The organism is Pedobacter sp. B4419 (genome assembly GCF_059693725.1).
In genome coordinates this window covers 2,712,797-2,725,153 of sequence record NZ_JCASSL010000001.1, presented here as the reverse complement: position 1 = coordinate 2,725,153, position 12,357 = coordinate 2,712,797, and the positions used below count along the sequence as shown (strand labels likewise).

The following is a 12,357-nucleotide window of genomic DNA, read 5'->3' as shown; positions in this document are numbered from 1 at the left end:
ATATGAATAATATGATCAATAAAAGGAACGGTTTTTATAAAATCTCTATTGGAATGCTATTGTTCCTTATTGGTTTGGGCAATTTCTCTTGTAAGAAAATTGACGATGTACAGTCGACCAGACTGGCAACCGAAGAAACCAACTGGAAAACCTTAGAGGATGCAAAAGCCAATTTGCTCTCTGCTTATGGCTTGATCCGTTCGGCAACGGTATCAGATAATACCCATTGGCTAATGGGCGATTTGAGACAAGGAGATTTTACGATTACCAATCGTGCGGATTTAAAAGCGATTGTTAATGGACAGCTGAATGCATCTTATCCGGTAATTAATCGAATTACCAATTGGAGAAGGTTTTATGCAGCGGTAAATGCGGCAAGCTTGTTCATCGAACGTTCGAAAGAGATTGTGTCTCGCGACCAGCGCTATACCGAATTAAACAACAATGTAGATATTGCACAAGCCAGGATGATCAGGGCCTTTGCCTATTTCTATATGGTAAGGCTTTGGGGAGATGTGCCATTGTTGACCTCCTCACATGATGGCGACTTTGTAAAATTGCCACGAACGTCAAAAGACAAGATATTGTCGTTTTGTACCAGTGAATTGTTAGCAGCAGCAAAAGTAGCTCCGTTTAGGTATGGCGGTACCGACCCAATTATGCCAGGTTTATATTATGGTGCCAACTGGCCGAGCTGGAACGGTATTGTTTTTACCAGAATTTCAGCTTATGATATATTGGCGCACATTGCAGCTTGGCAAGGCAACTATCTAGATTGTGAGCAGTACACCAGATTCTGTACCGAAAATTATGCCATGTCAAGCGGAGATGGCAGTTATGGACTGGGTTATATCGGTATGGGCGAGTTGACAGAAAATGAGTACAACAGTCCTTTTGCCTATAAAAGGGCCACGTTGATTGTGGGATTTGCATTTGAGGCAGGTAGCGGACTTTCTACCGCCAATGGCCATATCGAACAATTAACCCTGGCTGCCCCATATATTCCGAAAGTACAGCCAGAAATGTTTGTGCCTAAAGATAGCATCATCAAGATCTTTACCAATCCCGACGATCTTCGCTTTAGCTATGACTTTATTACGAACACTTATAGGAAAAACTACTTCACCAACTTCGAATCGGAACAACCCGTATTTAGTAAGATTAAGGTTATCTATCCAAGCAATACATCGGGCAACGTAACCTTGTTCAGTTCATCAATGGTATTTAGCCGAATGGAAGAAATTACCTTGCTCAGAGCTGAAGCCTTAGCAGTTTTAGGTCAGCGCGAAGCGGCTATTAGTGCTTTAAACAAAGCCGCCGACCAAAGAGGATTTGAGGTTTATCAATCGAGCTCTAGCGAAGACCTGATCGATGCCATTTTTAAAGAACGCAGAAGGGAGTTGATGGGCGAAGGCTGGAGATGGTATGACATTATAAGGTATAATCGGATCAAAAACTCCAATGGAACTTTTGCCACTAAGAATGGCGTGCCAATGACTTTTAAGCAGTTTGAGGCAGCAGGGGGCATTTATTGGCCGGTATCGCAAGATGTAATCAATGCCAATTCCTTAATCACTCAAAATCCATATTGGCAATAGTTGACAGATAAAATAGATGACAATGAAACCGTCATACAAAGAACTTAAGTCATGACAGCTTCATTACCACTGAAAAAAAACTATAAAAAAATGAAACATACATTATATAGAAATTGCGCATTTGTTCTTTTGGCTCTGTGCTGCCTATACATGAGCGCCTGTAAAAAAAGCGAATCGGAGTTTTATGATTATAAAAATACGGTTCAGACTTTTAATGGTTCGGCATTTGATTATTTGAAGTCGCAACCGGGCACTTTCGATTCGCTATTGCTGGTTTTAGAGCGTATTCCAATTTTGAAGGATTCTATCACCAGCGGCAAAATTACCTTGTTTGCACCAGTAAACAAGAATTTTGAGGCCTCTATCAAATACCTGAATTTACAACGTAAGGCTGAGGGCAAGGATCCTATCTATTTGAGCACAGCCGACATTAATGAATTAGGCTTTATGACCTGTAAATATATCATCAGGGGTAATAGAGGCTCAGATGCATTTATTAACAGCGCCGACGGGTTATTGCTGAATTCGATCATCATCAACTATCCGATGCACATCAGGTACATCAGACAGAGCTCTTCTGGCTATGTTGGTGGCGGTCCGGCGGTATTAAATTTTAGTGATACCTATGGTTCTAACTTCCAGGATTTTTGGACCACCACCACTACCAATGCCGTAAATATCAAAACCACTAATGCAACCATCAATATCCTAACCCCCTTGCACAATTTTGGTTTTGGCGAGTTCACAGACAGATTAGATCAATAGCCTAAGAATGATGAAAAATACGAGATACTTATTACAAGCACTATTAACCTTATTGGGAGGGAGTATGCTTTTCTTATCGTGCAAGAAGAATCTGCCAGATGCCAGGTTATCAATAGCTAACGATACACAGTTTATACAATACAACTATCAGCCGGTTTTAGGCAGAAATACGCTCTTTACCAATAATTTTCAGTACGGCAATTCGAGTAGGCCATTGGATTTCAAGATTGTAAACATGCGTACTTTTACTGGAGAGCCTGCACCAGAGTTGACTAACTTTTACCCGGTAAAGGTTTGGAAAACGGCTTATGACGGTACCGAAAAATCGCTGGCCGAAATTGAAGCCAAGCGCACCACAGAAAACCATCAGCTTTTCGAGATCCGTCCGCACTCTGGAGAGTTTATGATGTGGGCCGCAGCCAATTCGAACATGATCAAGGCACAGCCCGATTCGGGTTATGTGTTCGATGTAGAAATGTCGAATTCTGGAGGCAGAAAATATTTTCAAAAATTCCGCTTGTCTCCTTTAAGAGAACGCCCTTACGAGCCCTCTAACCTAGATCCGGTTACTGGCCAGGCTACTTCGGTTTCGGTTAATCCAACCGGAATGAATATCACGGGTACGAGATCTGGTCAGCCATTAAATTCAAACGACGTACAGGTGTTGTTTAACAAAGTGGGCAATGGAAACAGCGTGAAATTCAGGTTTGTAGATACTTTGTTCAATACGATCAACCCCGACAAGTTTGCCGCTACAGATTGGGCCAACGTAGTTCATGGCTTTAATCTGATCAAAGATGCAACAGGAGCAAAATATGATGTAGCCTATCCAATTCCTTGTACCAGCTATCCTACCAAATATACCACCACTTCGGGCGAACAGGCGAGGGCAGTATTCAGGTTCAACAGACAGGCTTTTGGTAACGTGCAGCAGCAATGCTATATCGCACTCAACTTTAATATTTATGAGAAGGGCGACTGGGAGATCATCTTCTGGTTTAAGAGGGACAAACCAAAATTCGACAATGATTAATGAAAACAAATAGATCACAACAAAACATATTTCCGATGAAGTATTTTTACAGCATAGCTATTTTATTGGTTTTTGGTTTTCAGCAGCTTGCCTTTGCTCAGCAGAAGATTGCGGTTACAGGTACAGTGGTTGACGGCAGCATGAAATCAAAAGAAACCATACCCGGGGTGAGTATCCTCGCCGATGGCAAAGTAGTAGCCCAAACAGATCCAGATGGCAAGTTTAGGGTTACGGTAGATCCAAATGCAGAACTGGTCTTTAAATATATCGGCTATAAAACTGCAGTTATTAAAGTGGGTGGCCGAACCAATATTACGGTAACCCTAAGCGCAGACAATACGACCTTAAAAGAAGTAAATATTACCTCTGCGGGTTATATCAGCAAGTCAAAAACCTTATCAACAGGTTCAAGTGTTAAGATTTCAGGTAAAGAGCTCCAAGGGCAGCCGGCAGGCGACGTAATTTCGCTCTTGCAGGGTAAAGTTGCCGGTTTGAATATCCAAAATAATACGGGTGCACCAGGTTTTAGGGGCTCGGTTGTAATTCGTGGTATTTCTAACATCAGCTTATCAGGATCTGGTAACTCCACCTTCCTTACGCCAACCTCACCGTTGTTTGTAATTGATGGGGTTCCTGTTGATGACAATACCAATTATTCTTACGGCTTCCAACAAGCAGGTCCGGGTGTTTCTCCAGCCTCTCAAATTCCGCCAGATGACATCGAAGACATCGAGGTGTTAAAAGATGCAGCGGCTACCGCCTTATATGGTTCTCGCGGTGCCTATGGTGTAATTTTGATTACCACCAAACGTGGTAACTCTAAAATTCCCGTGGTTCGCTACAATGGATCGGCCTTTCTTTCAACCGTGCCTCAGTTGCGTTCGGTAATTGGTGGCAAGGGCGAGCGTTTGTTGAGGATTGACCAGATCATGCGTTATGATACTACAGCCAACCATGCCATCGGCTTAATTAATGGTACGCCGTTTTTGGCCGATAGCTTAAATGCCTATTACAATAACTCTACCAATTGGCAGTCTTATTTTTACCGCCCTACATTTAATCAAACCCATAACCTGAACGTTTCTGGGGGAGATGTAGCTTTTAACTATAAGGTAGCTTTGGGTCTTTATGATGAGAAGGGTATCCAAGAAAATACGGGCTATTCTCGTTACAATGTAAACATGAACATGACCTATAACCCTACCAGAAAATTTAAGCTGATAGGTCAGTTGAACAACTCCATACAGAAGCAGCAAACGGGAAGTGGCAATGGATTGATCAACAGTGGAGTGGCATCAGGGGGCAGCTCGTCTTCGCTCTTGCCATCACCCTCGCTCTATTCATCGGTTAACTCGGTATTGGGGGCTTTAACAACCGATAACGACAACAAGATTTTAAACACTTTTGCTACGATTAATGCCGAATATGAACTGATACCCAATTTAAAATTGGCCACGTTCTTAAACTATACCAACCAGTCGAGCACAAAGGATAATTTTTCTCCGGGTGCTTTAAACAGCAACCAATCTCAGTACTATACCTATAACGATCGTTCTACGAAACTATACAACCGTAGCCAGGTGCAATATGTATACTCTATTAAGGAAAAGGATGAAGATGCACACAACTTTGCAATTTTCGCCTTTACAGAATTGAATGCCTCTTTTTTTAAGGCCGATGCGATTTTGAACCAGAGAGGGGTAAACGACCAGTTGAGAGGGCCATTGACCAATATGACAGATTATGTGACTTCATTGGGCGGAACGATAGACTATAACGATTTTAGGTCGATTGCATTTGCCGGCCAGTTTTCTTACAACTACAAGCAAAAATATGTATTCGACTTTAACTATCGTGCAGATGGTGTTTCAACAAACGGACCTAACACCGGCTTTAAACGTAATCCGGCAGTAGCTGTGAAATGGAATTTTGATAGGGAGAAATTCATGAGCGGATTTAAATGGTTGAATTTTGGTGATATTCGTTTGAGCTACGGTTCTAACATTCAGCCAGTTGGTAATATCTACGATGCGTATGGCAGGTATAATGCAGGCGATAGGTACAATAATTCAAATACCGTAATCTTAGAAGTGGATAAGCTGCCTAACTTGAGCTTGCAGCCAACCAAGTCTACCACCTATAATGCGGGTTTTGATATCGGTGTTTTTAACAATAGGCTTTCCTTTACTTTCGATACCTATTATAAACAAACCGATAACCAATATTGGGAAAAAGACCTGTCTAATACCAATTCATTCTCTAAAGTTGCCTCAAACGAAGTGAGCAATGTAAACTATGGATGGGAATTTCAGGCAACAGGCCGCCCGTTAAGCAGCACAAGTCCATTTAAATGGAGCATTTCGGCCAACTTGAGTATCAATAGAGAGGTTTTGGCAGCGCTTCCTGATAAGTTAAGAGAGAAAATTTACGAAGATATATCCAACTTAGATCAGGATACCTATTACAGGTTAGGGATCAGTTCCTTGTCTAACTACTTGTTTAATACAAAAGGTGTGTATAGAACAAACGCCCAAGTACCTGTCGATCCGATTACTGGTTTGCCTTATAGAGTGGGCGCCAATGGCAGGTTAAACTACTTTAAGGCTGGCGATCCGATCTTTACCGATGTAGACGGCAATTATGTACTGAACGATTACGATAAGGTGATTGCCGGTAACTCTCAACCGCAGATTACTGGAGGTATCAACTCTTTGTTTCAGTATAAAAACTGGAGTTTAGAAGTGAATGCATCTTTCACCTTCAAGCGCGATATCCTGAACAATGCTTTGGCCAGTCAGTTTTTGAACTTTAACAACCCAACTACCTTGGGTGCATTGGTGCCACTTTCTGAGTACAACTATTGGGTAGCCAATGGAGGTAATGCAACCTATGCCAATCCGCTTGATTTTGTAAGGTCGAGTATTATCAATCCGTTCAGGTATTCGCAAACCCTGTTTCAGGAAGACGGCTCTTATTTTAAACTGAATGCAGTTAAGCTGTACTATAACCTGAACCAGAAATTTAGCCAAAAATTTGGAATGAATAGGGCGAGCATCAATTTTACCGCTTCGAATTTGGGCTTTATTACCCGCTATTCTGGTCCAAACCCAGAGAACGTAACGAGTGCGGGAAGAGATAGTTCGGGTGGCTATCCGCTTGCTAAGCAGTTTACTGTTGGCTTAAACGTTGAGTTTTAATCTTGGAAATTATGAAAATGAAAAATATTAGATATGCATTGGTGCTGGCCGTAATGGTCTTTGTAACACCAGGATGTAAGAAATTTTTGAATGTGGAACCGATTGATGCCCTTTCTGGAAATAATTTCTGGAAAACCAGGCAAGATGCCGAAGGCTTTACCAACGGCATTTACACCCTGTTTAGAAATAAAGTGGCAAGCGGAAGCGACCGTGTGTTCTTTCCGGCACTCGATATCAGGTGTAACTTCGTAAAGGTGGTGAGCATGGAAAACGACGGTACAAATCCTTTTAACAACCTCATTAGCAATAACCTTAAATCGGTTGTTTCTGGTACTACCAGGTATGACAATGCCTTTAAGCAATTGATGGACTGGAAAGGTTTTTACGATGTGATAGCAGCTTCAAACATCCTTTACAGCGAGATTGATAAAGTGCCTTCAAACAACCTATCGCAAAGCGAAAAACTGCGCTACAAGGCCGAAGCAGTTTTCATGCGTAACCTGGCCTATTTGTTTATTTGCAGGCTGTATGGCGATGCGGTTTACTATACCGAGGCTTACCATAGCTCGGCATTGCCTCGTACCCCACAGGTAGAAGTAATGAACAAATGTATTGCCGATATGACGGCCGCCAAGAACAACCTGCCTACTGCATATGCTGATGCCTCATTAAATGGCTTTAGGCCAACAAGGGCAAGTGCAGTGGCGCTATTAATGCATTTGAATATGTGGGCCGCCGCCTGGGATACCTCAGATAAAACAAAATACTATAAAAACGTATTGTTGCTGGCCGAAGAAATGGCAACCTATACCAATTATAAAGTGTTGCAGGTAACTCCAGAAAATACACTCAGAATTTTTAAAGGACGCAGTTCAGAAAACTTGTTCTCGGTATTGCAGGAAGCAAATTATGGAGAGGGTTTTTCATTAACCGCCAACTACTCTTATTTCTTTTCGCATTTCCCTTACCGTGGTACGGTATCAAAAACCGCAAGTTTTATGACTTACGAAAAAGACTACATCACCAAACTTTTTCCTTCGAGCTCAGATGCAAGATTGGCCACATGGTTTGAAAATTACAATGCGGAAAACGGAAGTTTCCAGTTTAAAAAATTCATCAATACCTATACCACTGGTACAGGCTCATCAATCTCTATTACAAATGATGACAGTGCGGTTATTTTTAGGTTGCCAGATATGTTGTTGTTGGCTGCAGAAGCGGCAGCGGAGCTGGGCACAGAAGACGTAGCCAGAGGATATGCCAACCAAGTAACTCTTGCATCTGCGGCAACCCCGATTACTTCAACGGGTGAAGATTTGAAAGCGGATATTTTTAAGGAAAGATGTAGGGAATTAATAGGAGAAGGCCAGTTTTATTTCGATTTGGTACGTACCAAAAGAGTAACCAGTTCTGATTTTGCCAAAAACCCAATCGGGGTGGGCAATTTCAATGCGGGTGCCTGGACTTGGCCTTTAACCATCAGCGCAGCCGAACGCTCCGCAAATCCTTATTTGGTTGGAAATAATTATTGGAATTAAAATATTAAAGAGATGAAGACGCAAAACAGAAATAAAATAGTAGTGCTTATGCTTGTTTCGGCATTAATGCTGTTGGCAAGCTGCAAAAAGTATTATTTTGATACTGGTGTACATGATGCAAAATACAATGGCAGCATCTTGCAGTATTTAAAATCCAAACCAGCTTTGTTCGATACCACGGTAAGGGTCATTAACCTGGCTGGGATGAATGATGTGATCGACAAGGAAAACGTGACTTTCTTTGCACCACCAAGCGGTTCGATATTTAAATCAGTTAAAAGATTGAATATCTATCTGCGAACCAATGGCAAGGATACCGTGTCTAAACTAGAGCAGATCAAACCCGAAGTATGGAAAAATACGCTTTCGCAATATGTTTTTAAAGGTTCGTACCTGCTCAAAGATTATCCGCAACGCGATACGCTATCGTACATCGCCTATCCGGGGCAGGGATATACTTCTTACAGTGGCCGTATCATGAATATTGGTGTCATCTTTAACGATGCTGGAGGTGTAGCTTATGCAGGCTATCGCCAGTTGTATTTGGCCTATATCCCAGATTTGTCAAATCCGCAGGTTGCATTGGTTAACATTCCGGTTGCTACATCAGATATCCAGCCTACCAATGGTGTATTGCATGTACTAAACAGAAACAAGCATAATTTCGGTTTCAACACCGACACCTTTATAGAACAGGTGATTTCTGCCGGAATATTGCCCCCAAGTCCATAGATCTTATTACCGTAAACTCATAGAAAATGTTAACTCATATCAAATATAAATCTGCTCTAGCCCTCTTAAGTGTGTTTGCGCTTATTTTGGTAGTCGTTTCTTGCCAGAAAGACAATGCAATAGGGCCAGATCCCTACGCCGGCGGAAAGCAGGCATTGGGCATTAACTTCATCTCTAAATCTACAGATCCAGATATTGTAACGGCTGGTGCCACATTAAGCCTTAAAGTAAACGGGCTGATGAAATTCAAAGACAACTTCAAGTTGTACGTGAACGAGATCGAAGCCGAAGTTTTGAATTATACCGACAGTACTATTGCTTTTAAAGTGCCATTAACCGCCAGTACAGGTAGTTTGTGGATTACCGCACAAGGACAAAGCTTTTTTGGACCTATAATTAAAGTGGGTGGAAAAGTGGTGGTCGATGATCAATTTAAAATAGTAAATGGTGCAAGCAATACCAATGGCTCAAGTACGGTTTACGACCTAGAGCAATTGCCTACAGGACGGTTTTGGGTAGGTGGTGCATTCAATAGCTTCGAATTAAAAGGAACCGACAAAGTGCCAAATGGAGGTATTGCCCAAATTGATGCCGGTGGTGCTTACATTACCAACGATATCAATTTTGGAAAAGGAGCTGGTGGTGGTGCCAAAACCATTTATTCGATCAACAGGATTACAAGTGGAGCGCAAAACGGAAAATATATTATTGCCGGAAATTTTACCAGTTATAATTCTACCCGATCTAACAGGCAAACCTTAAACAACATTGCCAGGCTAAATGCCAATGGAACATTAGATACCATCAGATCTATGGATAAAGATGCGGCTGGAAACTCTTTGGTTCCTATTGTTAACCCTAAGCCAGAACAAACCTGGAAAAATGGAGATACCATTTCATCCTTTAATGCAGGTGTGGATGGAACAGTGAGAAAGACATTTGTATTTGGAGAGCAGGTATATATCATCGGTAACTTCCAGAACTTCAAAAGGATGTACATTCCAAACTCTTCTTACGACGAGAAAGTATATGACGTAACCAGAATGAAGCAATTGGTAAGGGTAAATGCCGATGGCACTATGGATTCGACATTTCATTACAATAAAGCTACCCGTCAAAGTGCTGCAGGTGCGAATGGAGCCATTATGGATGCCCTAATGCAGGCCGATGGCAAATTGATCCTGGTAGGAGGCTTCAGTACTTTTAATGGAATTCCTGCCAATCATATTGTGCGTCTTAATTTAAATGGAAGCGTAGATAACAGCTTTTTAGCTGGTGCAGGAGCCGATAACGATGTCTATTCGATCAGGTATAATGCCACTACCAATAAAATCGTAGTGAGCGGTACTTTTGCCAATTTTAATGGAAAAGCAGCTTCAGGCTTAGCCTTGCTTAACGCCGATGGCAGCAACCTGAGCACTTTTACAGGGCAGGCCATTACAGGTGGTACAGCTACTTTCGCCGCACAGCTGAACAGTGGCAAAATCTTGGTAACCGGTTCTTTCAGCAAATATGGCGATTACCTGCGCCAGGGATTTATGGTGCTGGAAGCAAATGGACAATTGGCCGTGGGCTATAACAACACCGGAGGTTTTCAAGGCCGTGTATATGATATGATCGAAACGCCGGTAGCCAATGGCTCGCAGGTGATTTTGGTAGGTGATATCCTGAGGTTTAATACCGTACTGCCTCACAATGTACTCAGATTGATCATCTCTAATTAATGGGCTCTTAATTTATTAAAATATGAAAAGAATTATAAGATCGGTTTTTAATTTAAAAACATTGGGCATTGGATCCCTGTTGGGCTTCATTTTGCTAAACGCAGCCTGTAATAAAGATTTTGATAATGTATTGCCGCAAACGTTCAAAAACGATACGGCAGGAATTGGCAATGGCACTAAAAAGGTTTTATATATCATTATAGATGGCGTGCGTGGTTCGGTAGTGAGAACAATAGCACCACCTAATTTAACGCAGCTGACAAGCAAAGCCATTTATTCGTATGATGGTTTGGCCGATTACCAGCTCAACCCTATCACCAATGCAGCAGCATGGACCACCATGACAACCGGGGTAGATTATACAAAACACAATGTAACCAGCGAAAGCTTTGCCGGTCTCAATGTACAGACTACGCCAACCATTTTTACCCGACTAAAACAAAGCTTGGGTAATGTAAGGACGGTTTCTTTGGCATCTACCGCGGCCTTTAATGATAATTTGGCTGCCGATGCAAGCGTAAAGCAAAACTTGCCCGATGATAAATCGGTTAAAGACGCTACCATAAATGAATTGACAAGTAACGATCCTTCTGTATTGGTTGCCCAATTTCATGGCGCCGAAGCCGCAGGTGCAGCCAATGGCTATACCGAAAGTACACCGGCTTATACCGGTGCAATTAGTACTTTAGATGGTTACGTTGGGGAGATATTGACAGCGTTAAAAGCCAGAAAAGGCTATGCTAACGAAAACTGGTTGGTGATTGTCGCCTCTAATAAAGGGGGTGCTAGCATTTCTGGTGGCTTGCCAGGTTACAACATCTTTAACGACGCTTCGAGAAATACCTACTTGGTTTTTTACAACCCAAAATTTAGTCCAAATCGGGTAGATCAGCCTAGTGTCAATAGCTTGCCTTATACAGGCTTTGCCCCAAATTTTTCAGGAAACAATGGAAGTTTTACTGCTGCGACGGCCAATAATAATACCATTGGAGATTTTGGTACCAGTGGTGATTTTACGGTGATGCTAAAAGTGAGAATGGATCATTCTTCAACAGCTTACCCTCCGTTTATAGGAAAGACCCCTGATTTTAAAAGTGGTAGCGGTACCTCTGGCTGGGTATTCTTTTCGGCAGGAGACACCTGGACGATGAAGGTAGCAGGTACAGGAACGCAAATTGGCGGAGAGAAGGTAAGAGATGGCATTTGGCATACGTTGGCGATGCGTATTTATAACAATAGTGGTCGTAAAGCCAAAATATACACCGATGATAAAATGAGCGTGGAATTAAATCTGGGTTCGGCTAACATGTCTGCGCCTACAGTTCCATTTACGCTTGGCCATATTAATTCTACAGAATCTAACGGAACAATTAATGTTTTGATTAAGGACGTAGCCATTTATAATATTGCTATTCCCGAAGCAGATCTATTGCCTTATATGAGAAAAACGATAAAGAGGCCAACGGATTTATATTATGGCAATCTCCTTGGCTATTGGCCTTGTGATGATAACCAAGGGAATATAATTAAGGAGGCATCAGGTAAAGGGGTTGACCTAAACTATATTGGGACTCCGAACTGGAAAACCTTTAGCGATATCTCTCCAAACATTTCTCCTGAAATTTCACAGGCGGCTTATATGGCAGTACCTAACGGAGTTGATATTCCGGTTTTGATTTACAACTGGATGAATATTGCCGTTCCCGCACAATGGAATTTAATGGGCAAGGCCTATATCCCTACAGTTAACTATCCAACTAAATAATAAAA

General features: G+C 41.9%; 8 protein-coding genes. All 8 read left to right on the top strand.

All coding sequences use genetic code 11. The annotated features are described in order from the left end of the window. The first annotated feature begins 2 nt into the window (after positions 1-2). The 8 genes from AC570H_RS11330 (at position 3) to AC570H_RS11295 (ending at position 12,352) form a co-directional block, all read left to right on the top strand. Positions 3-1,598 (top strand): RagB/SusD family nutrient uptake outer membrane protein, encoded by a 1,596-nt coding sequence (locus AC570H_RS11330; RefSeq protein WP_497354774.1) that lies wholly within the window; start codon positions 3-5, stop codon positions 1,596-1,598. 90 nt (positions 1,599-1,688) lie between these two features. Further along, complete coding sequence (locus AC570H_RS11325) at positions 1,689-2,363, top strand: hypothetical protein (protein ID WP_497354772.1); 675 nt, start codon at positions 1,689-1,691, stop codon at positions 2,361-2,363. 7 nt (positions 2,364-2,370) lie between these two features. Further along, positions 2,371-3,396, top strand: coding sequence for a DUF5007 domain-containing protein (locus AC570H_RS11320; RefSeq protein WP_497354771.1), 1,026 nt, complete (start codon positions 2,371-2,373; stop codon positions 3,394-3,396). A 35-nt stretch (positions 3,397-3,431) separates the two neighbouring features. Then, the gene (locus AC570H_RS11315; protein WP_497354769.1) at positions 3,432-6,593 is read left to right on the top strand and encodes a SusC/RagA family TonB-linked outer membrane protein; all 3,162 of its coding nucleotides are present in this window, start codon (positions 3,432-3,434) and stop codon (positions 6,591-6,593) included. A gap of 17 nt (positions 6,594-6,610) precedes the next feature. After that, on the top strand, positions 6,611-8,131 hold the full coding sequence (locus tag AC570H_RS11310; protein WP_497354767.1) for a RagB/SusD family nutrient uptake outer membrane protein: 1,521 nt from the start codon (positions 6,611-6,613) through the stop codon (positions 8,129-8,131). A gap of 12 nt (positions 8,132-8,143) precedes the next feature. Next, complete coding sequence (locus AC570H_RS11305; protein WP_497354765.1) at positions 8,144-8,863, top strand: fasciclin domain-containing protein; 720 nt, start codon at positions 8,144-8,146, stop codon at positions 8,861-8,863. A 26-nt stretch (positions 8,864-8,889) separates the two neighbouring features. Then, positions 8,890-10,587, top strand: a complete 1,698-nt coding sequence (locus AC570H_RS11300) for a DUF5008 domain-containing protein (RefSeq protein WP_497354763.1) — start codon at positions 8,890-8,892, stop codon at positions 10,585-10,587. Between the two features lie 22 nt (positions 10,588-10,609). Further along, entirely contained in the window at positions 10,610-12,352 is a 1,743-nt protein-coding gene (locus AC570H_RS11295; protein ID WP_497354761.1) for a hypothetical protein, read from the top strand. Positions 12,353-12,357: the final 5 nt, after the last annotated feature.

What these genes read in the sequence shown, in the direction of transcription:
- AC570H_RS11330 (WP_497354774.1), top strand. Translation starts at nt 3, where the DNA reads ATGAATAATATGATCAATAAAAGGAACGGTTTTTATAAAATCTCTATT.
- AC570H_RS11325 (WP_497354772.1), top strand. Translation starts at nt 1,689, where the DNA reads ATGAAACATACATTATATAGAAATTGCGCATTTGTTCTTTTGGCTCTG.
- AC570H_RS11320 (WP_497354771.1), top strand. Translation starts at nt 2,371, where the DNA reads ATGATGAAAAATACGAGATACTTATTACAAGCACTATTAACCTTATTG.
- AC570H_RS11315 (WP_497354769.1), top strand. Translation starts at nt 3,432, where the DNA reads ATGAAGTATTTTTACAGCATAGCTATTTTATTGGTTTTTGGTTTTCAG.
- AC570H_RS11310 (WP_497354767.1), top strand. Translation starts at nt 6,611, where the DNA reads ATGAAAAATATTAGATATGCATTGGTGCTGGCCGTAATGGTCTTTGTA.
- AC570H_RS11305 (WP_497354765.1), top strand. Translation starts at nt 8,144, where the DNA reads ATGAAGACGCAAAACAGAAATAAAATAGTAGTGCTTATGCTTGTTTCG.
- AC570H_RS11300 (WP_497354763.1), top strand. Translation starts at nt 8,890, where the DNA reads ATGTTAACTCATATCAAATATAAATCTGCTCTAGCCCTCTTAAGTGTG.
- AC570H_RS11295 (WP_497354761.1), top strand. Translation starts at nt 10,610, where the DNA reads ATGAAAAGAATTATAAGATCGGTTTTTAATTTAAAAACATTGGGCATT.